Below are 26,690 nucleotides of genomic sequence, written 5' to 3'. Positions count from 1 at the left end.
GGGCGGTTTTTTCGTATGCAGAATGAAAAATAAAACAAGCGGCCTTTTGGTCAGCAACCAGACGGCCGCACTTTTTGAAAAAATCATGGGGAAACAACTTGTACGCTCATTGACACAAGTGAGATACATCTCCTATAATAAAGCCAAATTTAAGATCTCGAAAGGGGACAAGTTATGGCTAAGTTAGTAATTGATGCGAACAGAAAGCTTTCAAAAATCAATAAGGAAATCCAGGGACAGTTTTCGGAGCATCTGGGAAGATGTATTTATGAAGGACTCTATGTAGGAGAAAATTCCGATATTCCGAACGTGAACGGAATGCGTACCGATGTTGTTGAAGCACTGAAAAATATCAAAGTTCCGGTATTGCGCTGGCCGGGCGGATGTTTTGCAGATGAATATCACTGGAAAGACGGTATCGGACCGAAAGAAAGCCGCAAAAAAATGATCAACACCAACTGGGGCGGTGTTGTCGAGGACAACAGCTTTGGTACCCACGAATTTTTTGAGCTCTGCCATCAGATCGGATGTGAAACCTATATCAACGGAAATATGGGAAGCGGTACTGTGCAGGAGATGTCGGAGTGGGTTGAATATATGACATTTGACGGGGTATCTCCGATGGCAGACCTTCGTGCGGAAAATGGCCACGAAAAGCCGTGGACCGTCGATTTCTTCGGCATCGGCAATGAGAACTGGGGCTGCGACGGAAATATGAATCCGGAATTCTACGGAAATATGTACCGCAGATATCAGACCTTTGTGCGTGATTACGATGGAAACAAAAAGATCCGGAAGATTGCCTGCGGCGCCAATTCGGATGATTATGAGTGGACGCAGGAAGTGATGAAAGCATGCTTCCGCAGAATCTCCCCACAGCAGCATGGCATGATGGATGGCCTGTCGCTTCATTACTATACGGTGCCGGAAACCTGGGATCACAAGGGAAGTGCAACGGAGTTTGCGGAAAAAGACTGGTATAAGACCATGAAAAAGACGATGTACATGGAAGAGCTGATCCGCCGCCACAGCGCCATTATGGATCAGTATGACCCGGACAAAAAGGTCGGTATGATCGTGGATGAGTGGGGTACCTGGTATGATGTAGAGCCTGGAACAAATCCGGGATTTCTGTATCAGCAGAATACCATGCGTGACGCACTGGTCGCAGGGATCAACCTGAATCTTTTCAACAAACACAGCGACCGCGTCAAGATGGCAAATATCGCACAGATGGTCAATGTTCTGCAGTCGATGATCCTGACCGAGGGGGAAAAGATGGTCAAAACTCCGACGTATCATGTTTTCGATCTGTATCAGGTACATCAGGAAAATGATCTTCTGGCAAGCTCTCTGGAAACGGAGCAGGTTGGTCTGGAAGATGAATACATGGTTCCGAATCTGACGGAATCTGTTTCGGTAGATGCCAACGGTGTACTTCATATTACGATGACGAATGTGGATCTGGAGAAAGCATATCCGGTAGAGGCGGTACTTCTTGGAAAAGAAGTCGGCGAGATCAAAGCCGAGATCGTAACCGGCCATATGCAGGATAAAAACACCTTTGAAGCGCCGGAGACGGTTGGCGTTCAGGGCTTTGACGGTGTGCAGGCAACAAAAGAGGGAATTTCCTTTACCATTCCGGCATGCAGTGTGCTTCATATCGCCGTAAAATAGGGAAACCATAAAAACCAGAAGATATTTGGGATGAAAAAAGATTCGGTTCCGGAGGAGTTTGATGGACGGAAATACCAGGATCTGTAAAAAATGCCTGCTTCGTGAGATGGACGAGGCAGGCTTTTTTCAGAATATGTACGATTATATTGCGAGAATTCCGGCGGACGATAAAACGCCGGAGGAGGAATACGAGCGGCGGCTTTCGATCTGTAAGGGATGCGAAAAGCTGCTGTCCGGCATGTGCCGCATGTGCGGCTGCTACGTGGAGATGCGGGCAGCGATTGAACTGCGGGACTGCCCGGGGAAAAAGTGGTAGTAAAAGAGAAACCCCGCACAGCGGATCCTGTGAAAACAACGGATCCCTGTGCGGGGTTTTGAGAATCAGCGAAGTCGGTAAGATCAGTTGGGACTCGTTTGCGTCTCCGGTGCGACTTTCGGATCCTTGAAATAGCGGGACAGCTCGGCACGGAGATGAACAGCGTCAGAAACTCAGCGACCGGAATTGACAGCCACACACCGTTGGTGCCAAGCACGAGCGGCAGAAGCAGCGCGGAGAGAACGATAAAGACGAAGGTTCGCAAAAAGGAAATCAAAGCAGAGGTCTTTCCGTCTGACAGTGCCGTAAAAATGCCGGAGGCGACGATATTCGTACCGCAGAACAGATAGGCGATGGAGAACAGGTAACCACCGTGGCGGGTCAGTTCAAAGCCATAGGTGCCTTTCTGCATGAAAACAGCGGAAATAACAGGAGAACCGAAGGCAGCCACAAGTGCAATGATCACAGAGCTTACCACAACGAAACGGATACTGATGCGGTAAAGCCGGATCAGCCGCTGTTTGTTCCGGCTGCCGTAGTTGAAGCTGAACACAGGTGCAACGCCGATACTGTAGCCGAGGTACAGCGCAACAAAGAGAAACTGTCCGTACAGAATCGCCGTGATGGCGGCAACACCGATTTCGCCCTCAAATTTCAGCATCAGCATGTTGAAAAGGTAAGTGACAACGGCTGCAGAAAGATTGCTGACCATCTCGGAGGAACCGTTGAAGCAGCTTGTGGAGAGCAGGCCTTTGGAAAATTCCGGCCTGGTGAAACGAAGGCCTTTTCGGGCAAAGGTAAAGTATAAAATACCGGCAACGGCCGGGATACACTGGCCAAGGCCGGTGGCAAGGGCCGCTCCCGCAACACCAAGATGGAGCGGAACGACAAACAGATAGTCCAGAAGCATGTTGGTAATGCCGGCGGACACCGTAAGGGAAAGTCCGAGTCCCGGGCGCCCTGCCGTTACAAAGAAGGACTGGAACAGCGCCTGGAGAAGACAGACCGGGGCAAAGAAAAGGATCGTCCGCAGATAGGCGGTACCGTAATCCATCAGCACCGGCGTTGCACCGAGCAGACTGCAGATCTGACGGCAAAACAGGTTGCCGAGCACTGCGCCCAGAATACCGATGATCAGTGTGGTAAGGGTAAGGGCCGAAAAGTTACGGTTGGCTTCCTCCTGTTTTCCCTGTCCGATCTTTGCGGCGACAACGGCGCTGCCTCCAGTACCGAACATGATGCCGACGGCAAGAAGAATGCTGACGGCAGGATAGACGATATTGGCGGCGGAAAGCGCCATGCTGTCCACGTACTGTGCGATGAAAAAGCCATCCACAATACTGTAGAGAGACATAAAGATCATCATGATGATCGATGGAAACGCAAACTTCAGCAGAGAGCGGAAGTTGAAATCCTTGGCGAGTGACTGGCTCATAATCAAAAACCTCCTTTTTATGTGTGAAAAGCCTTTTTCAGACACGCTTTAGATGGGAAAGATTTCTTGTGAAAATTTGAATCGTTTGCTATTATAAAGGATAGGGTAACCCTATAGTCAAGTGCAAAAAAGGTGAAAAACAGGAAAAATTCCGAGAGCACATATTCAGGAAAAGGAGTCAGAAATGGGAAAACAGGAGTATTTAAGCGCGGGGCGATTTGCAGCGCTGGTAGGCACGACAAAGGAAACGCTCTTCCATTATGATGAGATTGGGCTGTTCGTACCAAAAAGAAGAGGGACAAACGGCTACCGGTATTATGCGATGGATCAGATGGAAACGTTTGATGTGATCGGAATGCTGCGGGAGCTGGGCATGCCGCTGGCAGAGATTCGAAATTATCTGGAACAGCGAAGTCCTGAAAAATTCGGAGTACTGCTGGAACAGGAGGAGAAGGTGGTGCGCGAAAAAATGCAGCGGCTCCGCGAGATGCAGCGCTGGATTGGGGAAAAGAAGCGGTTTCTGGCACAGGCATCGGCGGAATGCCGTGAGGCGTTTGAAAAAGATCCCTTCTGTCCTGTGGGGATCCATACCCTTCCATTGCAGTATCTTGTCACAAACCACAGCGAGTCAGCGGATAATCTGGCAGTCAATCAGAAAATCGGAGAGCTCTATGCTTACTGCGGGCAATACGGAAATCGAAGTTCGTATAATGTGGGGTTTGTTCAGAAACGGGAAACACTGGAAACGGGGAATTTTCTGGATTACCGTGATTTCTATCTGATTTTTGATCGTGTGCCGGCGAAAGTGCGATACACGGTTCGGCCGGAGGGAGAGTATCTTTGCTATTATTATAAAGGAACATGGCAGGGAATTGAAGCGGCGTACCGGAAGCTGTTCCGATATGCCACGGAACAGAAATTTTTGCTGGATGACCGCTTTTATGAGGAATATATGGTGGACGCGCTGACCAGTCAGGAAATGGAACAGTATATTACGAGAATCGCCGTAAAAATTTTAAGATAGACAGGTAAGAGGGGAAAAAACAAGATTTTCACAAACTTTTTTCATTCTCCTCTTGACCATGACGCAACGTCACCCATTATAGTGAGGGTACAACAAGTTGAATTGACATAAAACTGAGACGATAAACACACCAAAAAGGAGAAAAAGCATGAAAGTATTAGTAACAGGCGGAGCCGGATTTATCGGCGGAAACTTCGTACATCACATGGTAAACAAATACCCGGATTATCAGATCGTAAACCTGGACCTGCTGACCTATGCGGGAAACCTGGAGACTCTGAAACCGGTTGAGGACAAACCGAACTACAAATTTGTAAAAGGTGATATCGCAGACGAAGCTTTCATCATGGATCTGTTTGAAAAAGAGAAATTTGACGTTGTTGTCAACTTCGCAGCAGAGAGCCATGTAGACCGTTCCATCGAGGATCCTGGCATCTTTGTTCAGACCAACGTAATGGGAACCCGTGTACTGCTGGATGCTTCCAGAAAATTCGGCGTAAAGAGATATCATCAGGTATCTACCGATGAAGTTTACGGAGACCTTCCGCTGGATCGCCCGGACCTGTTCTTTACAGAGAATACCCCGATCCACACCTCCAGCCCGTACTCTGCATCCAAAGCAAGCGCAGACCTGTTTGTACTGGCTTACCACAGAACCTTCGGTACCCCGGTTACCGTTTCCAGATGCTCCAACAACTACGGCCCGTATCACTTCCCGGAAAAGCTGATTCCGCTTATGATCAGCCGCGCACTGGCAGACGAAGAGCTTCCGGTATACGGAAACGGTGAGAATGTCAGAGACTGGCTGCACGTATCCGACCATTGTGAAGCAATCGACCTGATTATCCATAAAGGTAAAGTAGGCGAGGTTTACAACATTGGCGGACACAACGAGAGAACAAACCTTCAGGTAGTACAGACCATCCTGAAAGCTCTGGACAAACCGGAATCTCTGATCAAATACGTAAAAGACCGCCCGGGCCATGACAGAAGATATGCAATCGACCCGACCAAGATCGAGACGGAACTTGGATGGAAACCAAAATACAATTTCGATACCGGAATTGCACAGACAATCCAGTGGTATCTGGACAATGAAGACTGGTGGAAACACATCATCAGCGGTGAGTATCAGAACTACTTTGCTGAGATGTACAAAGACCGTCTGTAAGAGAGAAAAGTGAAATGCAAAGGCCGCAAAAAAGCGGCTTTTGCGAAGGAGTGGTGGATATGGATCAATATTATACCACTGGTGAATTTGCCCGGATGGCCCATGTGACCATTCGGACAATTCGCTATTACGACAAAAAAGGGCTGCTGAAGCCAAGCTTTATCAACGAGTCCGGTTATCGGATGTATTCGGATGAGGATTTTCTGAAGCTGCAGAAAATTTTATCGCTGAAATATCTCGGATTTTCCCTGAATGAGATCGGAAATATGACGATTCACGATACGAGTGCGGATATTCTGAAATCATTGAAAATGCAGATCGGACTTGTGCACAAGAAGATGGAAAATCTGGAGCAGATGGAAAAGGCGCTGCAGAATACGACACAGATTCTGGAGGAGACGAACCAGATCGACTGGACCGGCATTCTGAACCTGATTCATCTGACCGATATGGAAAAGATGCTGGTGGAGCAGTACAAAAACGGGGAAAACCTGAATATCCGTATTTCGCTGCACGAGCAGTATTCCCAAAATAAAAAGGGATGGTTCCCGTGGCTTCTGGAACAGATGGATTTTGACGGTGCGCGCCGGATTCTGGAGATTGGCTGCGGAAACGGACAGCTCTGGAAAAAAGCGGAGCCATCCGTGCTGAAAGGAAAGTATATCTGTCTGTCTGACCTGTCGGACGGCATGATCCGGGATGCGGCGGAAAATCTGGGAGAAGAAAAGGCATCCTGTTTTGATTTCCGGACACTGGACTGCCAGAAGCTTCCGTTTCCGGATGCGGAATACGACCGGATTATTGCAAATCATGTTTTGTTCTATGTCCAGAATCTGTCCCGCGGTCTGCAGGAAATCAGCCGTGTGCTTTCAGATGACGGCGTGTTCTACTGCAGTACGTATGGAAAAGGCCATATGAAAGAGATTACCGATCTGGTACAGGAGTTTGATCCGCAGATCAATCTTTCGGAGGTGGCGCTGTATACTATTTTTGGTCTGGATCACGGAGAAAAGCAGTTAAAGCCTTATTTTGGCAGCGTAGAGAAAAGAATCTACGAGGACAGTCTTTGGGTCGACCGGCCGGAGCCGCTTCTGGACTATATCCTTTCCTGCCATGGAAATCAGAATGAGTATCTGTATCCGAGACAGCGGGAATTCAAAGAATTTCTGGAAAAGAAAATTCAGAAACACGGCGGAATTGCGATCACAAAAGAGGCAGGGGTTTTCATCTGCAGAAAATAACGGGAGAGGCCGACATGAAAATGGAGGTCTCTTTTTTATCCCTCATTTTAGGCAAGTTTGACAAAAATGTTAAAAAATAAATACAGAGTATGTTTTTTGTATTGCCAGAGATCACAAAAGGATGTATACTAAAGTAGAATGTCTAAGTATACGTGACTTGAAGAAAGAACACAAAAAGAGGGATAAGGTATGAAGGAATTATTTGATGTACACTGCCATATGGTCCCGGGGGTAGACGACGGTGCAGCTGACCTGGAAGAGTCGCTGGCGATGCTGAAAATGCAGCACGAGGACGGGGTCAGGAAGATTATCATCACACCGCATTATCGGCGGCGGATGTTTGAAACACCGGCAAAAAAGGTACATGAGCAGTTTCTGAAACTGCAGGAAGCGGCAAAAAAGGAATATCCGGATATGTCGCTTTATCTCGGGTGTGAACTTCACTCGAACATGGATCTTCAGGATATCCTGGAAAAACGGAAATATGTGACCATGGCCGGTTCATCCTATGTTCTGTTGGAATTTTCCGAGGGAGATTCCGCACAGCATATCCGTGAGAGAGTCTACAATGTACTGTCCTGCGGTTACGAACCGATTATCGCGCATGTGGAGCGCTATCAGGCAACGGTAAAGAGCGTCGGATTTTCCAGCGATCTGGTGGATATGGGCGCAAGACTGCAGGTGAATGTGGAAAGTATACTTGGAAAGTATACGTGGGGGGCAAAACGCTACTGCAGAAAACTGATGAAGGAAGATCTGCTCGGTTTTGTCGGCAGCGATTCCCACAACACAAAAACACGTATTCCCAACATAGGAGCAGGCGCTGCCTATGTTTCAAAAAAAATGGGAGAGGCATATGCCGAAAGGATTTTCCACGATAATCCGATGGAAATCTTAAGGGATGCCGGAGAAATCTAAAAAAAGTCAGGAGAAGAAGATGGAAACGAATCAACAGAATCAGGATGAAATTGAAATCGATTTACTGGAACTGCTTCGTGTGCTCTGGAGCAAAATTGGCTATGTGATTTTAGCTGCATTGGCACTTGGCCTTCTGATGGTACTGGTCAGCAAAGTATTTATGAAGCCGCAGTATGAATCGACGACAAAAATGTATGTACTGTCAAAACAGGACAGCAGCAGTACTGTAACAAGTGGAGATCTGCAGGCAAGTTCTCTTTTAACCAAAGACTATGCGGAGCTGATTCAGAGCCGTCAGGTTGTTGAAACCGTTATTGCACAGTTAAATCTGGATCTTACCTATGAGGAGTTTTTGAACAAAATTACTGTTACTACACAGAACGATACGCGTATCCTTTCGATTACAGTAAAAGACGAAGATCCGTATGTAGCAAGCCAGATGGCGGATGCAATCCGTGTAGCAGCATCAGATCATATTCAGAACGTTATGAACACAGAAGCTGTAAATGTGGTAGATGAGGCGAATATTCCAGATGAGCCGGTAAGCCCAAGTATTAAGAAAAACGGGCTGATCGGTGCAATAGCAGGGGCATTTATCGCGATTGTCATCATCATTATTGTTTATCTGACAAATGACACCATCCAGACCTCCGAAGATGTAGAACGTTATCTGGGTGTTAGTACACTCGGCATAATTCCTCTTGCAGAAGGACAGAAAAAGAGCAAGAAGAAAAACAAAAACGGCCGTGGAAGAAAGAAATAAGGGAGGATACGGAACGTGAATCAGGTAGTAGTAAAACAGGAAAAATCAGGCTATCAGATTGTGGAAGCCTACAAATCTCTTCGGACCAACCTTCAGTTCTGCGGAGAAGATAAGAAAGTAATCGCGGTTACAAGCTGTACACCAAATGAGGGAAAGAGCAGTGTTTCTATGCAGCTCGGCATTTCTCTTGCAGAGAGCGGAAAAAGAGTGATTTTGATCGATGCCGATCTTCGGAAATCGGTTCTTCTTGGAAGAACGAAAACACAGAAATCTGTTCGCGGACTGGCACACTTCCTGTCCGGTCAGGCAACTCTGGAGGATGTCATCTGTTCTACCAATGTAAAGAACTTTTACATGATTTATTCCGGCCCGTTTCCGCCGAATCCGGCAGAGCTTCTGGGGGGAAAGAACTTCCGAAGTCTTTTAAATGCACTTCGTAAAGTTTACGATTATGTGATTGTGGATACTCCTCCGCTTGGAAGCGTTATCGACAGTGCAATCGTTGCAGAAATCTGTGATGGTTCAATCATGGTCATTGAGTCCGGTGTGATCAGCTATCGTTTTGCACAGGAAGTAAAGAGCCAGCTCGAGAGAAGTAACTGCCCGCTGCTTGGCGTTGTCCTGAACAAGGTGGATATGCAGAAACAGGCGTATGGTAAATACGGAAAATACGGTCAGTACAAATACGGAGATTACGGCCAGGAGGAGGACGATTAACTGCCATGAAAAAAGGGATTGTTGCAGGTTTGATTGTCCTGTGCGTGGCGCTAGGAGCCGGTACAGCAGCTGTCGTAGTGACGGACGACCGAAAAGGCCCGGAAATCGAGCTTCCAGCTGATGGGGATGTAACGTATGAGGAAGGCAGTGATACAGCGCCTTTGCTGGAAGGCGTTACTGCAACGGATGAGAAAGACGGAGATGTGACAGATTCGCTGGTGATTGAAAACATTTTCCCGAACGATGACCATACCAGTGCATCGGTTGTTTATGCCGCAAAGGACAGTCACAATAATGTATCAAAAGCAACACGCCGCGTGAATTATAAAGCTGCAGCGGAAGATACCCCGGCGGAAAATGAGGCTACGCAGGAAACGGATAACAGTGGGGCGGCAGATGAGTCTGCACCGGCAACAGAGGAGCCGCAGCAGAATGACACAGAGGGCACAAAAAATGAGACAGATGCGCAGATGGAAATCGAAGCACTGCCGGCGGAAAGCCCAAAACTGTACCTGAATACGTATGAAGTAACAGTGGAAGCCGGAAACGATCTGGACAAAACCAGCTATATCAAAGAGATGACCGATGATGCAGACAGCCAGGAGTCACTCTTTAACCAGATTGAGATCGACGGCGATGTGGATACTGCAGTGCCGGGAGATTACACGCTGACGTATCATGTGACGGACAGCGATGGAAACAGATCAAATGCAGCGGTGCTTACCGTACACGTTCAGTAAGAATAGAAGAACTGCTCTGATGGGGATGCCCGATCGGGGCAGTTCTTTTTTCAAGTTTTTACGGCGCGAGTAAAATTTGACAGCCCAAAATGAGTATGGTAGAGTGAGAAAGAAAGGCGGCAGAAGGGGGCAGAGGAGATGCTTCGAATCTGGCAGAAAACAGAAAAACAGAAGCTGGAGCCGGTAGGAATGGGAACGGCGTTCCCCTTTTTAAAGGAAAAGAACCATGTAGTTTCTATCATCGGCGGCGGCGGAAAAACGACGCTGCTGTACGAGATGGCAGGCTTTTGTGTAAAAAACGATCAGAAGGTACTGGTGACAACTTCGACGCACATTTACCGTCCGCCGAAGGAATGGCATGACCAGAGTCTGGAAGCGGTCGAAAGAAAATTTCGCACAGGCCGCGCAGCGATTATCGGGAGTGCCTGCCGGGATACGGAAAAGCTTTCCATGCCGGAAACGGAACTATTTGAAGCGGCACGCAAAAAGGCCGATCTGACGCTGATCGAGGCGGACGGCGCGAGGCACCTGCCGTGCAAGGCACCGGCGGAACATGAACCGGCGCTGCTTTCCTCTTCAGATCTTGTGATTGGTGTGACAGGTCTTTCGGCACTGGGACAGCCGCTTGGCAAGGGCTGCTTTCGGGCAGAACGGGCGGCGGAACTGCTTGGCTGTACGATGGAACACCATATCACGGAAGAAGATCTGGCACGGCTGATCGCATCGGAACAGGGACAGCAGAAGGATTTGAAAGGCAGAACGTTTTATGCGGTACTGCACCAGTATGAGGAAAAAGAACACCGGGCGGCCGCAGAGAAACTTGTGGAGCTGCTGCGCAGGCAGGGGATCGAGCATGTTCTGGTTACGTGCGCGACAGGAAACAGAAGACAAAGCGGTGAGAACACGAATCCCTGGTATGGGAGAGCAGAGCTTCCCGTGCGTGAAGCGGAAGAAGAGTGGGAACCCGGAGAATAAAACGGAAATAGAACGGAGGAGACAGATGGCGGAATTTACCCATTTTAAGAAAGACGGCAGCGCCGTCATGGTCGATGTCCATGAGAAGCCGGACACGTACCGGGCAGCATCGGCGACGGGAACCATACAGGTAAGCCCGGAGGTATTTGCAGCCGTGCGGGACCATACGGCGAAAAAAGGCGATGTGCTCGGTGTTGCACGGCTGGCAGGCATCATGGGGGCGAAAAAGAATGCGGAGTTGATTCCGCTGTGCCACATTGTGCCGCTGACGAACTGCGAAGTGACATTTACCACGGACGAGAATACAAATTCTATTACGGCCGTGTGCACCACATCATGTGTCGGAAAGACCGGCGTGGAGATGGAGGCGCTGACTGGTGTTTCCACAGCGCTGCTCACGATCTACGATATGTGCAAGGCGATGGACCGCGGCATGGTGATTCGTGATATCCACATTCTGGAAAAGGACGGCGGAAAGAGCGGTCATTATATCTATCAGAAAGAGGAAAAATAAAGCATGGCAGAAAAGAAAGATTTCCCGGTTTTCCGGGTGGGAATTGTAACGTTAAGTGACAAAGGATATCAGGGCGAGCGCGAGGATAAGAGCGGCCCAAAGATCAAAGAGCTGCTTCCGGCGGAGCAGTATGAGGTCGTTTCGATGCGTCTTCTGCCGGATGAGCGGGCGATGATCGAGGAGGAACTGATCCGGCTTGCCGATCTGGAGCAGTGCGATCTTGTCCTCACGACAGGCGGCACGGGATTTTCCATGCGGGATGTGACACCGGAGGCAACTCTGGCGGTATCCGGCCGTGTGGCACCTGGCATCGCGGAGGCGATCCGCGCGGGCAGCATGGCGATCACAAAACGGGCGATGCTGAGCCGGGCAGTGAGTGCAATCCGTCATCGGACGCTGATTATCAATCTGCCGGGAAGCCCGAAGGCGGTGGAAGAGAGTCTTGGATTTGTACTTGATACCCTGCCGCATGCGCTGGGACTTCTGCGCGGAACGGACGGAGAGTGCGGAAGAAGCTGAAAAAAGAGGGAACAGGTAACGATGGAAGAAGAAAAAATTATTTTCTGTAAGAGCGGCGGCTGTACGGCAAAGCTCGGGGCAGGCGTGCTCGAACATATTTTGGAGAAGCTGCCGAAAGGGGAAAAGGATCCGAATCTGCTGGTGGGCTATGACAGCAAAGACGATGCATCCGTCTACCGGCTGACGGACGACCTTGCGATGGTCCAGACGCTGGATTTCTTTCCGCCGGTGGTGGAGGATCCGTACACGTTTGGAAAAATTGCGGCGGCGAATGCCTTAAGCGACATCTATGCGATGGGCGGAGAGGTGCGGACAGCCTGAATATCGTCTGCTTTCCGGAACAGATGGATCTGAATGTCCTCGGAGAAATCATGCGCGGCGGCGCGGAAAAGGTGCAGGAGGCGGGCGGATCGCTCTCCGGCGGTCATTCGATTGCGGATGACAGTGTAAAATACGGCCTTTCTGTCACGGGAACCGTGCATCCGGACCGGATCTGGCAGAACAATACGGGCCGCGTGGGTGATCTGCTCATTCTGACGAAACCGCTCGGAACCGGCATTCTCTGTGCGGCGCACCGCGTCGGGGAGGAAAACCCGGGTGGATTTCAAAAGGCAGTGGAATCGATGATGACGCTGAATAAGTACGCCTCGGAGACGGCACGGAAGTATAACATTCATGCCTGTACCGATGTAACGGGCTTTAGTTTCCTAGGACATCTGCATGAGATGATGGAGTCGGGCGTGTCCTGCCATATCTGGGCGGATCAGATTCCGGTGTTCCCGGGGGCTGTGGAAGCGGCGGAGGAGTTTCTGATCACTGCGGCAGGCCAGCGGAACCGGAATCATCTGGAGCAGCATGTGACCTTTAAGGATATACCGTTCGGCATGCAGGAGGTGCTGTTTGACCCGCAGACATCGGGAGGGCTTCTGATGGCCGTGGATGCCGTGGATGCAGAAAAAATGCAGAGAAAACTGCTGGAGCAGGGGATTCCGGCAGCAATCGTTGGAAAAATCACAGAGCCGGCAGGAACCGAAATTTATGTGACACAGAGCAGGAAATGGTAAGGCAGGGAGGATGAAAAATGGCAGAGATGGAGAAAAAGACAGTAAACGCAATGGGTGATGTGTGCCCGGTACCGCTGGTAAAGGCAAAAAATGCGATTGCAGAACTTGCGGGAAGCGGAAAAGTGGAGGTTCTGGTGGATAATGAAATCGCCGTGCAGAACCTGGAAAAAATGGCGCAGCAGAAAGGATATGGCTTTCTGGTAAAAGAGAAGAAAGAAAAAGAGTATCATGTGGAGTTCACCGTATCGGAAACAGAGCCGGCTGAAACAGAAGAGAAAACCGTATGCCTCGTACCGGCGGCAAAGAAAACAAAACTCGTCGTTCTTTCTGCAGACATATGGGCGAAGGAGCCGAGGAGCTGGGTAAAATTCTGATGAAGAGCTTCCTTTATGCACTGACCCAGCAGGATGAGCTGCCGGATACGATTCTGTTCTACAACGGCGGTGCAAAGTTGACCTGCGAGGGTTCCGAGTCCCTGGAGGATCTGAAAGATCTGGCAGCGCGCGGCGTTGAAATTCTGACCTGTGGAACATGCCTGAACTTCTACGGCATCACCGAAAAGCTGCAGGTCGGCAGTGTGACCAACATGTATGACATCGTGGAGCGCATGAGCAGCGCAGACCGCGTGATTAAGCCATGATTTACCTCGATTCGGCGGCAACGTCGCTGTGGCATCCAAAAGAAGCAGAGGAGCGTATGATCCAGGCACTGCACGGCTGTGGAAATGCAGGCCGCGGTGCACACGATGCGACACTGGATGCGGGCCGCATCGTCTTTGAGACGAGAATGCGGCTGGCAGAGTTGTTTCACGCGGAGAGTCCGGAGCGGATTGCATTTACGTGCAACGATACGGAGGCACTGAACACGGCAATTTTCGGACTCTTCGGGCCGGGGGATCATGTGATCACGACAGTCTGCGAGCATAATTCCGTTCTGCGCCCGCTGTATGCACTGGAAAAACAGGGACTGGAGCTTTCCGTGATTCCGGCGGATGTATCTGGAAGGATCGATTACGATCAGATGGAAGCGGCAGTGCGGAAAAACACGAAAGCGTTTGTCGTTACGCATGCCTCCAACCTGACCGGAAATATCACGGATCTTGCGCGGGTGTGCGAAATTGCGGAACGCCATTCCCTGCGTCTGATCGTCGATGCGGCGCAGACAGCGGGGATTCTGCCGATTGATGTACAGAAAAGCGGGATCGACGTGCTCTGTTTTTCCGGCCACAAGGGACTATTAGGGCCGCAGGGAACCGGCGGAATCTACGTCCGTCCCGAACTTTCGATCCGGCCGCTCAAAATGGGCGGAAGCGGAATCCGAAGCTATGAAAAAGAACAGCCTGCGGCGATGCCGGAGCACCTGGAAGCGGGAACTTTAAATGTCCACGGAATTGCGGGACTTCTGGGAGCGCTGGAATATCTGGAGAAGACGGGGATTGAAATGATTTACAAAAGAGAGAGGGAGCTGATGCACCTCTTTCTGGAGAAAATTCAGGGAATCCCGGGACTTACTTTATATGGAACAGACGATCTGCAGCAGCGGGTACCAACGGCGGCATTAAACATCGGCTCCTGTGATTCGGGATATGTCAGCGACTGGCTGTATGAGAACTATGGTATTGCAGTCCGAAGCGGGGCACACTGCGCGCCGTTGATGCACGAAGCACTCGGGACACGGGAGCAGGGAGCCGTGAGGTTCAGCTTTTCCCATGTACTGACGGAAGAAGAAGTCCGGATTGCCGCGCAGGCTCTGCGGGAGTTTGCCGAAGAAGAAATGCAGCAGTGAGAGAGTCGGCAGCCGGCATCCGGGATACAAAAGAAGCTGGAAAAAGGAAGAAACGATATGAGACAGCGAAAAGAAACCTGGATTCTGACGTTTGCGGGGACAACGCAGGCGATGCAGATGGAGCAGTATGCGAGAGCACACGGCCTGCCGGGAAGGATGATCCCCGTTCCGCGGGAAATTACGGCGGGCTGCGGCCTTTCCTGGAAGGCAGCGCCGGAAGAGGGAAAAGAAATCCTTGCGGCACTTCAGACGGCGGGACTTGCCTATGAGGCGGAGTACCGTGTGCTGCTGTAGAGGTGTGAGGTGGAGATGGAAGAAAAAGAAGAAACATTACGACAGAAGCTGCGGTACGACATGCGGCTGCGCGTCAGCCGGACGGATCATGCCTTCGGTCCCGGTGTGGCGGAGCTGATGGAGCATGTGGAAGCAACCGGCTCCCTTTCGAAGGGCTGCAAATGCATGCAGATGGCGTACTCGAAGGGATGGAAAATCTTAAAGCGCGCCGAGGAGGATCTCGGCATCCCGCTGGTACAGGGCAACCGGGGCGGCAGCAACGGCGGCCAGACGGTACTGACCCCGGAGGGAAAAGAATTCCTGAAGCGGTACCGGAAGTTTGAACAAGAAGTCCGCGCAGGCGCCGATGCGTCGTTTCAGAAGTGGTTTGGAACAGAAGAAAAATAACATTTTTTACGGGGACACGTTGACAAAACGGGTCCTTTCCTGTATTTTTATTAATGGAAAAAGCGTTATTCTCGCACGAGAATAACGAGGCAGACCGCGGAAGACGGAAGAAAACGGCGGCTGCTGAAACGAAAGAAGGAAGACAGCGAAGATGAAAAAGAAAGATCTGATCGTGGTACGGGGAGCAGGAGATCTTGCAACCGGTACGATCCATCGTCTGAAAAAAGCGGGCTTTCGTCTGCTGGTTCTGGAAGCAGAGCACCCGGCGGCGATCCGGCGGCAGGTGGCTTTGAGCGAAGCGGTATATGCCGGCAGTGCAGGGTAGAGGACGTGGAAGCCGTGCGCATGGACGTGGATCTCGCAGAGAAAAAGAACCGGAAAGAACTTCTGGAACAGGAAATGGAACGGATCTGGAAGAAAGATGGTGTTCCGGTGCTCGTGGATCCGGCGGGACTAAGCATTGCAGCACTTCGCCCGGCCGTCGTGGTCGATGCGATTCTGGCGAAGAAAAATCTCGGGACGACAAAAGAGATGGCGCCGCTTGTGATTGCCCTCGGACCGGGCTTTACGGCAGGAGAAGATGTGGATGTTGTAATTGAGACGAAGCGCGGTCATAATCTTGGACGCGTGATCCGAAGCGGAAGCGCGGTTCCGAACACTGGCATTCCGGGCATCATCGGCGGGTACGGAAAAGAGCGTGTGATGCATGCACAGGCGGAAGGTATTCTGCGGAATGCGGCTTCGATCGGAGACATTGTGGAAGCCAGGGCTGTGATTGCAGAGATTGAGACAGAAAACGGGACGGTACCTGTGGAAGCATCTCTCTCCGGTCTGCTGCGCGGGCTGATCCGCGACGGCTATCCGGTGACGAAGGGATTTAAGATTGCGGACATCGATCCGCGGAAAGAAGAACTGCAGAACTGCTTCACGATTTCCGATAAGGCGCGGTGCATCGCCGGAAGCGTGCTGGAAGTGATCTGCGGGGAACTGGAATAGATTCAAATAGAAAAAGTGAGGCGTTTCAGATGAAACTGATGAAAACAGAAGACGCGGTAGGCCAGGTGCTCTGCCACGATATTACACAGATTATCAAAGGTGTGACAAAAGATGCGGTATTCCGCAAAGGCCACATCATTACAGAAGAAGATATTCCAGTGCTGTTAAGTGTCGGAAAGGACAACATTTACATCTGGGAAAAGGACGATACAATGCTGCATGAAAATGAGGCGGCACAGATTCTTTACGATATATGTAAAAACGATCACATGCATCCGTCCGATGTCAAAGAAGGAAAAATTGAACTGATCGCGGACTGCGACGGTCTTTTGAAAGTGGACCGCGAGAAGCTGAAAAAAGTAAACAGCCTCGGCGAGATGATGATTGCGACGCGCCACGGTGATACATACGTGAAAAAAGGCGACAAACTGGCGGGAACGAGAATTATTCCGCTCGTCATCAAAAAAGAGAAGATGGAGACGGCACAGGCAGTCTGTTCCGATGGGCCGATCCTGACCTTAAAGCCGTTCCACAAGAAAAAATTTGCGGTTCTGACAACGGGAAATGAAGTGTATTACCATCGGATCGAGGACACCTTCACACCGGTTATTCAGGAAAAGCTGGCAGAATTCGGTGCGGAGATGATCTTTCATGAGGTTTACGATGATGATGCATCGAAGATCACAGACGGATGCCGCCGCGCGATGGAAGCGGGTGCCAATCTTGTCTTCTGCACCGGAGGAATGAGTGTGGATCCGGACGACAAGACGCCGCTGGCGATCAAAAATACCGGAGCACGCATCGTTTCCTACGGCGCGCCGGTGCTGCCGGGAGCCATGTTCCTTCTGGCGTATGCCGAAAACGGAACACCGATCGTCGGCCTGCCGGGATGCGTCATGTATTCGAAACGGACGATTTTCGATCTTATCCTGCCGCGCCTCATTGCAGATGATGAGGTGACAGCGGAGGAGCTGGCCGGTCTTGGCGAGGGCGGTCTCTGCCTGAACTGCAAGGTCTGCACCTTCCCGAACTGCGGTTTTGGAAAAGGAAGATAGACGATGAAGGATCAGTATGGCAGAACGATAGATTACCTGCGGATTTCCATCACGGACGCGTGCAATTTGAGATGCCGGTACTGTATGCCGGAGAGTGCGGCGGGCTGTGCACTGGAGCAGGCGGAACAGAATCCGCCGCTTACCGTCGAAGAGATGCTGAAGATTGTGCACGCCGCGGCTGGGCTCGGCATCACGCATTACCGGATTACCGGAGGGGAACCGCTGGTAAGAAAAGAGTGCGTGGAGCTGGTGCAGAAAATAAAAGCAGTGCCGGGCACCGCATCCGTTGGGATCACGACGAATGGCGTGCGCCTGGCATCGTGTGCGAGGGATCTGAAGGCGGCCGGCTGTGACAGTGTGAATGTGAGCCTGGATACCGTGGATGCGGCAGAGTTTGCGGCGCTTACCGGACGCGATGCGCTGGAGCAGGTAAAGCAGGGCATCTGCGCGGCCAAAGAGGCGGGTCTTTTAGTGAAGCTGAATGCGGTGCATCGAAAAGAACTGCATGCGCAGGAACTGATTGAATTTGCAGAGCAGGAAAAAGTCCCGGTGCGGTTCATCGAGGTGATGCCGGTGGGCGCCGGAAAATCGTACGTGGGTCCGTCGAATGAGGCGCTGAAAACAGAGCTGGAACAGTGGTATGGGGCATGTACGCCGGACCTGGAAAAAGAAGGAAACGGTCCTGCGGCTTATGTGCGGTACGAAAAGCTGTCGATGCCCGTCGGCTTTATCAGCGCGATCCACGGAAAGTTCTGCGGAAGCTGCAACCGCGTACGGCTGACAAGCCGCGGCTTTTTAAAGCTCTGCCTCTGCTATGAGAACGGCGTGGATCTGCGGGAGGTTCTGCAGAACGGAACGGCGGCGGATCTGCGGGATGTGATGGCACAGGCAATCTTAAAAAAGCCGATGGAACACTGCTTTGAGCGGCCGAAGGATATGACAGAGCACCACCTGATGTCCGGCATCGGCGGATGAAATGACGGCGGTTCGAAAAGAAGAGGAAACAAAAGAAATGGGAAAAATCATAGGAATCTGTATCAGTGAAAAACGGGGAACGGCAAAGCACGAGGTGCAAACGGCGAAGCTGGTGGAAGACTGGGGCATCGAGGGCGATGCACACGCCGGGCACTGGCACCGCCAGGTGAGCCTTTTGTCGTATGAAAAAATAGAAGCCTTCCGTGCAAAGGGGGCGGATATTCCGCTCGGCGCCTTCGGGGAAAACCTGATCGTGGAAGGATATGATTTCCGGAATCTGCCGGTCGGCACGCGGTTTTCCTGCGGGGATGCGCTGCTTGAGATGACGCAGATCGGAAAGGAGTGCCACAGCCACTGCGAGATTTTCAAACGCATGGGTGAATGCATCATGCCGCGGGAGGGCGTTTTCGCGGTGGTGCTGCGCGGCGGCACGATTCAAAAGGGTGACACCATCGAACTGGTGACGGAAAAGTAGACCAGAGATCAGACACAAGGAGAGGAAACATGGACGAACTTTACCGGAAACTGCTTGCACAGCTGGAAGAGGGACGGGACACGGTTCTTGCCTTTATCACCGAAGGGGACGGCTCCATTCCGCGCACGACGGGCGCCTATATGCTGGTCGGCCGGGAAGGACGGATTTTCGGAACTATCGGCGGCGGAAACCTGGAATATCAGGCGGTTCTGCATGCGCAGGAGCTGGTGCAGGAGAAGAAAAGTGAATACAGAGAATACGATCTCGGAACCGGAGAGGGGAAGGGGCTTGGCATGGTCTGCGGCGGCAGAGTGAAGGTGTGCTTCTATTTTATGAATGGAGCGCACGGCGAAGCAGAAAGTCTGGCGCAGGCGCTTGCGGCGCAGGAGCAGTACCGCAGTTACTGGATTTTTTTTGCGCTGGACGGAACCGGCATCCGCGTGCTGGAAAAAGAAGCGTGGGAAATGCTTCCGGCGGCACAGGAAAAAGCGGGCCACTGCCGGATTCTGGAACTGGACGGGAAAACGTATTACGCCGAGGAATTCTGCTACGACGGAAAGGTTTATCTGTTCGGCGGCGGCCATCTGGCCCAGGAACTCGTTCCGGTGCTGCATCATCTGGATTTCTGCTGTATCGTACTCGATGACCGGGAGGAATATGTGGACAAAGCATTGTTCCCGGACGCCGGGCAGACCATGCTGGTGGATTTTACGAAACTGGACGAGATTCTTTCGATCCGGAAAAATGATTATCTCGTGATTGTGACACGCGGCCACCGGTGCGATGCGGATGCCGAGGCGTTTGCGCTTCGCACCGGCGCATCGTACATCGGTGTGGTGGGAAGCCGCAGAAAGACAAAGTATGTGCGCGAAAAACTGGAAGCGCAGGGTTTTACCGGAGAACAGCTCGACAGTGTCTATGCCCCGATCGGAATCGAGATCGGAAGCGAGACGCCGGCGGAGATTGCAATCAGCATTGCCGCACAGCTCATTCAGATCCGGTCAGCAAAAACCGGAAAACGAAAAGGTGCACATCCGGCGCTTCATACGTAAATATACAAAATGAGGAGTCAATTATCATGAAAAAGAAAACCGTATCCATTCTTCTGATGGCAGCTATGGCACTTTCTCTTGCCGCATGCGGATTTTCCAATTCCACAGATTCTTCCAGTAAGAGCAGCTCCAAGGCAGAGAGCACATCTGCATCCAGCGCTTCTTCGGAAGCAGAGAGCGCATCCAGAGCCGAGAGCACAGCAGACGGCGAAGTATTTGACGATACCACTGTCACCGTATTTGCCGCAAAGAGCCTGAACTCCGTAATGGAGACGCTGATCAGCGAGTACAATAGGACCCAGCCGAATGTCAAACTGGTTGGAAGCTATGACAGTTCAGGAACCCTGATGACACAGATCGAAGAGGGCGCATCCTGTGACGTATTCTTCTCCGCAGCAGCAAAACAGATGGATCAGCTTGAGGAAGAGAATCTTCTGGTTGAGGGAACCCGCCACAATATCGTAAACAATCAGGTCTGCGTTGTAACCTATGAGGGAAACAATACAGAAGTTACGGGCCTGGAGGATCTGAACAAGGCATCCAGCATCGCACTGGCAGACGGTTCCGTTCCGGTTGGAAAATACACAAGAGAAGCACTGGTCAATGCAGGCATTCTGGAGAAAGCAGACGACGTATCGGCCATCACAACCCAGCAGGTTTCCGAAGCGCTCAGCGGCGTGGAAATCAATGAGTGTGCAAACGTAGGAGCCGTTACTTCCGCAGTTGCAGAGGGATCCAACGAGGTTGGTACCGTTTATTATTCCGATACCTACGGTCTGGAGGACCGTCTGAAGGTTCTGCAGGTCGTTCCGTACGATCTGACCGGAAATGTCATCTACCCGGCAGCACAGGTTGTCAACAAAGAGGCGAATGAGACCGAGCAGGCAGCAGCGGAAGACTTTGTAGAGTTTCTGACTTCCGATGAGGCAGCCGCCATCTTCCGGAATTATTACTTTGATACAGAGGTAGAATAAAAAGAAGATCCCACAAAAAACAGCAGGGATTTGGAATCACCGTCCGAAAAAGAAAGATTTCGTTTCTGCGGACGGTGGTTTTGCATCAGAGAAAATCCGGGCAGGATGCGTGATGCAGGTATGCAGGGCTGCCGTGGATAGAAAGGAAATGTTATGCAGGAAATACTGGATTTTTTACAGTCACTGGACTGGAGCCCGCTTGTCATTTCGATCAAGACCGGTATTGTGGCGACGATTCTGTCCTTTTTCTTTGGTATTTTTGCCGCGCGTGCGGTGATGAAGCTGCGTCCCGGCGCGCGTGCCGTGATTGACGGCTTTCTGACACTTCCGATGATTCTGCCGCCGACCGTTGCAGGCTTTTTCCTGCTTCTGATTTTCAGCCTCCGCCGTCCGTTTGGTGCTGCACTATATGAGAATTTCAGTATCAAGGCAGTACAGACATGGCTTGGCTGTATTCTGGCGGCAACGATTATCGCGTTTCCACTGATGTACCGCAATACGAGAGCGGCATTTGAGCAGGTGGATACAAACCTGATCTATGCGGCGCGGACGCTTGGTATGTCGGAGTGGAAGATTTTCTGGAAAGTGGTCATCCCATCGGCAGGTCCCGGCGTGCTCTCCGGTACGGTGCTGGCATTTGCAAGGGCGCTCGGTGAGTACGGCGCGACGTCGATGCTGGCCGGAAATATTCCGGGAAAGACGGGTACCGTTTCTCAGAAAATCGCAATGGTGATTCAGGACGGGGATTATAAAACGGCGGGTTTTTGGTCTGTTGTCGTACTGCTCGTCGGATTCCTTACGATGACAGCGATGAACCTTCTCGGCAACCGGAGAAAGAAAAATCAGAAACAGTGGTAGAGAGGATAAATCATGGCGCTTGAAGTAGATATTACGAAAAGACTGGACGGCTTTTTTATGCATATGCAGTTCCGGGCGGAGCAGGAGATTTTTGCGATTCTCGGCGCGTCGGGCTGTGGAAAAAGCATGACCTTAAAGTGTATCGCCGGAATCGAAAAGCCGGATGAGGGGCGGATTGTCCTTGACGGCAAGGTGCTGTTTGATTCGGAGAAAAAAATCAATCTGCCGCCGCAGAAGCGGAAAGTCGGCTATATGTTCCAGGATTACGCCCTGTTTCCGCATATGAATGTTGTGCAGAATATTGAGGCAGGCATGGGAAAACGGCCGGACCGGAGCCGGACGGAATCGTTGATCCGCCAGTTTCAGCTGGAAGGGCTGGAGAAAAAGATCCCGGGACAGCTTTCCGGCGGACAGAAACAGCGCGTCGCGATGGCACGGATGCTCGCAGCAGAGCCGGAGCTGATTCTGCTCGACGAGCCGTTTTCAGCGCTCGATACCTATCTGAAATGGCAGTTGGAGCAGGAGATGTACAAACATCTGAAGGAGGCCGGAAAACCGGTCATCTTCGTATCACACAACCGCGATGAGGTGTACCGCCTCTGCGATACGGTCAGCTGTATGAACCGGGGAAAGATGGAAGTCATGGAACCGCTGAAGGAATTTTTCCAGAATCCGAAGACGCGCACAGCGGCAATTTTGTCGGGCTGCAAGAACATTTCGGCGGCCGAGCGGGTGGATGCGCACACGCTGCGGGCCGTGGACTGGGGCGTAACGCTGCACGTAAAGGAGCGGGAAATTGCAGACGATATCCGCGCAGTCGGCATCCGGGCACATTTTCTGGCCACAGTAGAAAGGCCGGGTGAGGAAAATGTATTTCCGGTCAACGAATCCGAAATCTGGGAAGATCCGTTTGAATGGAACATTTCGTTCCGGAAGAATGCCGAATGCAGCTGGCTGCAGTGGAAGATCGCAAAAACAGACTGGAGCCCGGAAATGGGGATTCCAAAGGAGCTGTATCTGAAGGAGGAAGATATTCTGCTGCTGACGGATTCCTGATGCTGGTGTGACAGATTTGGATAAAAAAAGATTGTTTTCGAAATCGTGATCGTGTTTCGAAAACAATCTTTTTTCATCGTTTACAGATTCATTACATGGTGATCCAGCCGAATGCATTTGCCACGGAACTGAATAGAATGATCAGTGCAAACACCGGGCAGAGATACTGGATCATGACAAGAAAGATTTTCTTTCTGCGGAAGCGGCTCTCACCGTGGATGATTTCTTCCTCGATTTTCGCCACACCAATGACTCTCGAAACGAGAAGACAGGTGGCAATGGCAGCAATTGGCATCATCACGGAGTTCGTCAGGAAGTCGAAGAAATCCAGGAACTGCATGCCAAGAATGGTGACGGAGGAAAGCGGTCCGTAGCCAAGGCAGGAGAGCGTTCCGAGCGCAATCATGATAACGCCGATCAGAACGGTCGATTTTTTACGGCCCCAGCCGAGCTCATCCTCAAAGGTGGAAACGGCGCTTTCTGTCAGTGCAATGGAGCTGGTCAGTGCGGCAAACAGCACCAGAAGGAAAAACAGAATACCGATCACAGTGCCAAAGCCCATATTGGCGAATACCTTCGGGATGGTGATAAACATCAGGGAAGGTCCTGCCTGCAGGGTATCCGGATCTCCGCCTGAGAAGGCAAAGACGGCAGGAATGATCATCAGGCCTGCCATGATCGCAATGGCAGTGTCAAAGATTTCGACGTTGCGTGTGGAATCCTCGATCGAGGTGTCTTTTTTCATGTAGGAGCCAAAGGTGATCAGAATACCCATCGCAATCGAGAGGGAGTAGAACATCTGTCCCATGGCGGCAACAACGGACATCCATGAAAAGTTTTTGAGGTTCGGAACAAGGAAATACTTCACGCCTGCCAGTGCGCCCGGTCTTGTCACGGAATAAACGGCAATGATAACGGAAAGGACGATCAGAATCGGCATCATCACTTTGGAAACGCGTTCAATGCCGTTTCGCACACCGGCGTAGATGATGGCGACCGTAATAAGGCAGAAAACGGCAAAACAGAGCTCTGTGGAACTCCGTTTGAGATGAAGCTGGAAAAATAGCCGTCCTCTGCGAGCAGGGTACTGTTGCCCTTCACGTATTCGATCAGATATTTGATGACCCATCCTCCGATGACAGAGTAGTATGGAACGATCAGAATCGGGATAATGGCGTTGATCCAGCCTCCGGCGGAAAGCCATTTCGATTTGCCGAACGACTGGAAAGCGCCGACCGGGCTTTTTCGTGTCATGCGTCCGATGGCGGACTCGGCAACGATCATGGAGTAGCCGAAGGTGAGCGCCAGCAGGATATAAATGAGGAGGAAAATTCCTCCGCCGTATTTTGCTGCGAGGTAGGGAAAACGCCAGATATTTCCAAGTCCGACGGAAGCGCCTGCTGCAGCCAGCACGTAACCGATTTTGCCGGAAAACGAGCTGCGGGATTTGTTGTGTTTGCTCATAGAGTTCCTTCCTTTTGTGTGTTACAAAAATTTTGGGTTTATGGTCAGTTCTTGAAGACTTTTTATGCTGACACCATAGAGAAGATTGTAACATTATTGGGAAGGAAAGTCACTACTAAATTTTTTATTTTTTGCTGTCCGGCAGGGATTCCCCGACCAGTTCCGCCATCAGCTCCGGTACAGTGGTCATGTGATCGAGACGCCATGCGTTTTCTCCGCAGAAAAGAAGAGCGTTGTCGGTATCGCCATCGGCAGCGCGGGCCAGGGCTGTGGTAATACAGTAGGGAATGGAGGCTTTGTCGCATTTTTTGAGGCACTGGTAGCAGTGTGAGATTTTTTCCCGTTCCTGTTCGCGTTCCGTCAGAAACGGATTGCGGATTGCGCGGCCCGGCATGCCGACCGGACTGTGCATGATCGTGATATCTTCTTTTTTTGCATTCAGGTATGCCTGTTTGTAGCGGGGATCGGCATCGCATTCTTCCGTGACAACGAAACGGGTAGCCATCTGGACGCCTGCGCAGCCAAGCGACAGATAGTGAAGGATATCCTCATGGGTGTAGACGCCTCCGGCAAAGACGACGGGGATGGTACAGGCATATTTTTCTTCGTAGCCATGTACAATCTGCAGAATTTCCCGGATTTCGTCATCGTAGCCGCGTCGTGCTGTTTCTTCTACGGTTTCGGCGGAATAGCCGAGATGGCCTCCGGCTGCAGGACCTTCGATGACAACGAGATCAGGGACGCGGTGATAGTGATTGTCCCAAAGCTTCAGAAGAACCTTGGCGGTCCGGGGCGGGGAAACGATAGGCGCGAGCTTGATGGAGCTTCCCGCTGTGTATTTTGGCAGATCAGTCGGGAGACCGGCCCCGGAGATGATGAGATCGGCTCCGTTTTCGATGCAGCAGCGGACGTATTCCTCGTAGTGGGTCAGGGCGCACATGATATTGACGCCGATGATGCCGCCGTTTGAAATTTCTTTGGCGCGGCGGATGTGGAAGGCGAGTGCGCGGAGATTGGCACTTAAGGGATCACGCGCGAATTCCGGATCGCGCCAGCCGGGCTGGGCGGCGGAGATGATGCCGATTCCGCCGGCTTTGGCAACGGCACCTGCTAGGGATGAGAGACTGATGCCGACGCCCATTCCGCCTTGGATGATGGGGTATCTGGCAACTAAATTTCCTATTTTTAATTCTGGTAGCATATAAATTCTCCTTTGTGGTAGGAAGGACGACCTCAAGCCAGTCGCCGCGCCGTGGAGCGTCTTCCGGGCAGGCGCGGCGACTGGCTTGAGGTCTGGTTATTGGTGACGAATAAATAGAATAAAAATGTAATGTAAAATGCTTTGTGATGTAGTTTTAAAAACTAGATATATAATACTTTGAATATCAAAGTATGTCAAGAGGGAAATGAGAAAAAGGTGATTGATAGGGGGTGGGAGGTGTGGTAGAGTGGGAGATAGAAAAAAATTAAGACAGGAGGCTGATGAAAAGATGTTAAAGGATCTGGTGTTGAAGAACAGGAGTTATCGTGGATTTGATGAGTCGGTGCGGATTTCGCGGGAGACGTTGGAAGGGTTTGTGGATTGCGCGCGGCTTTGTCCTTCGAGTGTGAATAAGCAGCCGTTGAAGTATTTTCTGGCGTGGGAGCCGGAAGAAGTGGAGAAGGTGCAGGGACTGACGAAGTGGGCGCGGGCGCTGCCGGAGATGGTTTTGCCGCATCCGGGGAAACGGCCGACGGGCTTTGTTGTGATCTGTCAGGATAAGGGGATTGATGAGAATCTGAACCGGTATCAGAAGGATGTCGGGATTGTGGCGCAGACGATGCTGCTTGCGGCTGTGGAGCAGGGTCTTGGCGGCTGCATGATCGGGAATTTTCAGGCGGGCGAGGTGATGGAAGTGCTTGGACTGCCAGAGGAGATCCGGCCGCTTTTGATTGTGGCGTTTGGAAAACCGGCGGAGGAGATTCATCTGGTAGATGTGCCGGAGGATGGGAATACGAATTATTACCGGGATGAAAATGATGTGCACTATGTGCCGAAGAGAACGCTGGCGGATGAATTGCTGAACTGAAGATAGAAACTGAAGATAGAGCCGGAAAATTCCGGAAAAATGTCGGATGAACCGTCCTAAAAAGTTAGATCTAAAAAATCTGATTTCTTGGGGCGGTTCAAAGAATCCGGCATTTTTTTACTTTACAGGAAACTTCGTTGAATTTTCCTGTAAAGTAAAAAGCCCTCCGGGCAGGA

At 51.2% G+C, this 26,690-nt stretch carries 24 protein-coding genes and 4 pseudogenes; 25 read left to right on the top strand and 3 right to left on the bottom strand.

What is annotated here, in order from left to right; translation table 11 throughout:
- The first annotated feature begins 174 nt into the window (after positions 1 to 174).
- The gene (locus tag DXA93_RS11935; RefSeq protein ID WP_119208390.1) at positions 175 to 1,677 is read left to right on the top strand and encodes an alpha-N-arabinofuranosidase; all 1,503 of its coding nucleotides are present in this window, start codon (positions 175 to 177) and stop codon (positions 1,675 to 1,677) included.
- On the opposite strand, the gene DXA93_RS20960 is transcribed toward DXA93_RS11935, so the two are convergent.
- Positions 1,659 to 3,428, bottom strand: a complete 1,770-nt coding sequence (locus DXA93_RS20960) for an MATE family efflux transporter (protein ID WP_330427353.1) — start codon at positions 3,426 to 3,428, stop codon at positions 1,659 to 1,661. The two genes, DXA93_RS11935 and DXA93_RS20960, sit on opposite strands and share 19 nt — an antisense overlap.
- A gap of 184 nt (positions 3,429 to 3,612) precedes the next feature.
- Between DXA93_RS20960 and DXA93_RS11920 the strand changes: the two genes are divergently transcribed.
- The 23 genes and pseudogenes from DXA93_RS11920 to DXA93_RS11810 all read left to right on the top strand — a co-directional run bounded on the left by DXA93_RS11920 (position 3,613) and on the right by DXA93_RS11810 (position 22,981).
- Positions 3,613 to 4,452: a MerR family transcriptional regulator gene (locus DXA93_RS11920; RefSeq protein WP_119208388.1), complete on the top strand. Its 840-nt coding sequence runs from the start codon at positions 3,613 to 3,615 to the stop codon at positions 4,450 to 4,452.
- Between the two features lie 148 nt (positions 4,453 to 4,600).
- Positions 4,601 to 5,623: a dTDP-glucose 4,6-dehydratase gene (rfbB, locus tag DXA93_RS11915; protein ID WP_022461570.1), complete on the top strand. Its 1,023-nt coding sequence runs from the start codon at positions 4,601 to 4,603 to the stop codon at positions 5,621 to 5,623.
- 59 nt (positions 5,624 to 5,682) lie between these two features.
- Complete coding sequence (locus DXA93_RS11910; RefSeq protein ID WP_117802055.1) at positions 5,683 to 6,864, top strand: MerR family transcriptional regulator; 1,182 nt, start codon at positions 5,683 to 5,685, stop codon at positions 6,862 to 6,864.
- Between the two features lie 189 nt (positions 6,865 to 7,053).
- Entirely contained in the window at positions 7,054 to 7,782 is a 729-nt protein-coding gene (locus DXA93_RS11905) for a CpsB/CapC family capsule biosynthesis tyrosine phosphatase (RefSeq protein WP_055227942.1), read from the top strand.
- A 19-nt stretch (positions 7,783 to 7,801) separates the two neighbouring features.
- Positions 7,802 to 8,545 carry a YveK family protein gene (locus DXA93_RS11900; RefSeq protein ID WP_055228010.1) on the top strand — a complete coding sequence of 248 codons (744 nt, stop codon included), beginning with the start codon at positions 7,802 to 7,804 and terminating at the stop codon, positions 8,543 to 8,545.
- Positions 8,546 to 8,560: 15 nt separating this feature from the next.
- The gene (locus DXA93_RS11895; protein WP_055227943.1) at positions 8,561 to 9,262 is read left to right on the top strand and encodes a polysaccharide biosynthesis tyrosine autokinase; all 702 of its coding nucleotides are present in this window, start codon (positions 8,561 to 8,563) and stop codon (positions 9,260 to 9,262) included.
- A gap of 5 nt (positions 9,263 to 9,267) precedes the next feature.
- The gene (locus tag DXA93_RS11890) at positions 9,268 to 10,002 is read left to right on the top strand and encodes an immunoglobulin-like domain-containing protein (RefSeq protein WP_118666603.1); all 735 of its coding nucleotides are present in this window, start codon (positions 9,268 to 9,270) and stop codon (positions 10,000 to 10,002) included.
- Positions 10,003 to 10,140: 138 nt separating this feature from the next.
- Positions 10,141 to 10,977 carry a selenium cofactor biosynthesis protein YqeC gene (gene yqeC, locus DXA93_RS11885; protein WP_118666602.1) on the top strand — a complete coding sequence of 279 codons (837 nt, stop codon included), beginning with the start codon at positions 10,141 to 10,143 and terminating at the stop codon, positions 10,975 to 10,977.
- Positions 10,978 to 11,002: 25 nt separating this feature from the next.
- The gene (moaC, locus tag DXA93_RS11880; RefSeq protein WP_022462471.1) at positions 11,003 to 11,491 is read left to right on the top strand and encodes a cyclic pyranopterin monophosphate synthase MoaC; all 489 of its coding nucleotides are present in this window, start codon (positions 11,003 to 11,005) and stop codon (positions 11,489 to 11,491) included.
- 3 nt (positions 11,492 to 11,494) lie between these two features.
- Positions 11,495 to 12,010: a MogA/MoaB family molybdenum cofactor biosynthesis protein gene (locus DXA93_RS11875; protein WP_022462470.1), complete on the top strand. Its 516-nt coding sequence runs from the start codon at positions 11,495 to 11,497 to the stop codon at positions 12,008 to 12,010.
- Positions 12,011 to 12,031: 21 nt separating this feature from the next.
- Positions 12,032 to 13,074, top strand: a pseudogene (selD, locus tag DXA93_RS11870) (selenide, water dikinase SelD).
- Positions 13,075 to 13,100: 26 nt separating this feature from the next.
- Positions 13,101 to 13,714, top strand: a pseudogene (gene yedF / locus DXA93_RS20655) (sulfurtransferase-like selenium metabolism protein YedF).
- On the top strand, positions 13,711 to 14,859 hold the full coding sequence (locus tag DXA93_RS11860; protein WP_117802060.1) for an aminotransferase class V-fold PLP-dependent enzyme: 1,149 nt from the start codon (positions 13,711 to 13,713) through the stop codon (positions 14,857 to 14,859). The pseudogene yedF and the gene DXA93_RS11860 overlap by 4 nt, the downstream one beginning before the upstream one ends.
- Before the next feature lie 57 nt (positions 14,860 to 14,916).
- Positions 14,917 to 15,153 (top strand): DUF3343 domain-containing protein, encoded by a 237-nt coding sequence (locus DXA93_RS11855; RefSeq protein WP_022462466.1) that lies wholly within the window; start codon positions 14,917 to 14,919, stop codon positions 15,151 to 15,153.
- Positions 15,154 to 15,168: 15 nt separating this feature from the next.
- The gene (locus DXA93_RS11850) at positions 15,169 to 15,540 is read left to right on the top strand and encodes a winged helix-turn-helix domain-containing protein (RefSeq protein WP_022462465.1); all 372 of its coding nucleotides are present in this window, start codon (positions 15,169 to 15,171) and stop codon (positions 15,538 to 15,540) included.
- A 151-nt stretch (positions 15,541 to 15,691) separates the two neighbouring features.
- Positions 15,692 to 16,536, top strand: a pseudogene (gene yqeB, locus DXA93_RS11845) (selenium-dependent molybdenum cofactor biosynthesis protein YqeB).
- Between the two features lie 29 nt (positions 16,537 to 16,565).
- Positions 16,566 to 17,591, top strand: a complete 1,026-nt coding sequence (locus DXA93_RS11840; protein ID WP_119208386.1) for a molybdopterin-binding protein — start codon at positions 16,566 to 16,568, stop codon at positions 17,589 to 17,591.
- Positions 17,592 to 17,594: 3 nt separating this feature from the next.
- Positions 17,595 to 18,566, top strand: coding sequence for a GTP 3',8-cyclase MoaA (moaA, locus tag DXA93_RS11835; RefSeq protein WP_118666598.1), 972 nt, complete (start codon positions 17,595 to 17,597; stop codon positions 18,564 to 18,566).
- Between the two features lie 37 nt (positions 18,567 to 18,603).
- Positions 18,604 to 19,041 carry an MOSC domain-containing protein gene (locus DXA93_RS11830; protein WP_119208410.1) on the top strand — a complete coding sequence of 146 codons (438 nt, stop codon included), beginning with the start codon at positions 18,604 to 18,606 and terminating at the stop codon, positions 19,039 to 19,041.
- Positions 19,042 to 19,070: 29 nt separating this feature from the next.
- A complete protein-coding gene (locus DXA93_RS11825; protein WP_119208384.1) occupies positions 19,071 to 20,093 on the top strand; it encodes an XdhC family protein in 1,023 nt (340 codons plus the stop codon).
- 26 nt (positions 20,094 to 20,119) lie between these two features.
- On the top strand, positions 20,120 to 21,067 hold the full coding sequence (gene modA / locus DXA93_RS11820; RefSeq protein WP_199709570.1) for a molybdate ABC transporter substrate-binding protein: 948 nt from the start codon (positions 20,120 to 20,122) through the stop codon (positions 21,065 to 21,067).
- 153 nt (positions 21,068 to 21,220) lie between these two features.
- Positions 21,221 to 21,925 (top strand): molybdate ABC transporter permease subunit, encoded by a 705-nt coding sequence (modB, locus tag DXA93_RS11815; protein ID WP_022462458.1) that lies wholly within the window; start codon positions 21,221 to 21,223, stop codon positions 21,923 to 21,925.
- A gap of 12 nt (positions 21,926 to 21,937) precedes the next feature.
- On the top strand, positions 21,938 to 22,981 hold the full coding sequence (locus DXA93_RS11810) for a sulfate/molybdate ABC transporter ATP-binding protein (RefSeq protein WP_117509359.1): 1,044 nt from the start codon (positions 21,938 to 21,940) through the stop codon (positions 22,979 to 22,981).
- A gap of 91 nt (positions 22,982 to 23,072) precedes the next feature.
- Here the strand turns inward: DXA93_RS11810 and DXA93_RS20650 are convergent.
- Together DXA93_RS20650 and DXA93_RS11800 are read right to left on the bottom strand one after the other, a co-directional pair.
- Positions 23,073 to 24,445, bottom strand: a pseudogene (locus tag DXA93_RS20650) (sodium-dependent transporter).
- Between the two features lie 124 nt (positions 24,446 to 24,569).
- Complete coding sequence (locus DXA93_RS11800; protein WP_119208382.1) at positions 24,570 to 25,646, bottom strand: NAD(P)H-dependent flavin oxidoreductase; 1,077 nt, start codon at positions 25,644 to 25,646, stop codon at positions 24,570 to 24,572.
- 247 nt (positions 25,647 to 25,893) lie between these two features.
- Here DXA93_RS11800 and DXA93_RS11795 point away from each other — a divergent pair, with 247 nt between their 5' ends.
- The gene (locus DXA93_RS11795) at positions 25,894 to 26,514 is read left to right on the top strand and encodes a nitroreductase family protein (RefSeq protein ID WP_243033778.1); all 621 of its coding nucleotides are present in this window, start codon (positions 25,894 to 25,896) and stop codon (positions 26,512 to 26,514) included.
- Positions 26,515 to 26,690 lie beyond the last annotated feature (176 nt).

The organism is Blautia sp. OF09-25XD, from assembly GCF_003482095.1.
In the GTDB taxonomy this organism is placed as follows: Bacteria; Bacillota; Clostridia; order Lachnospirales; family Lachnospiraceae; genus Fusicatenibacter; species Fusicatenibacter saccharivorans.
Note: the sequence above shows the minus strand (reverse complement) of the source record. Positions and strands in the feature narration are given on the sequence as shown.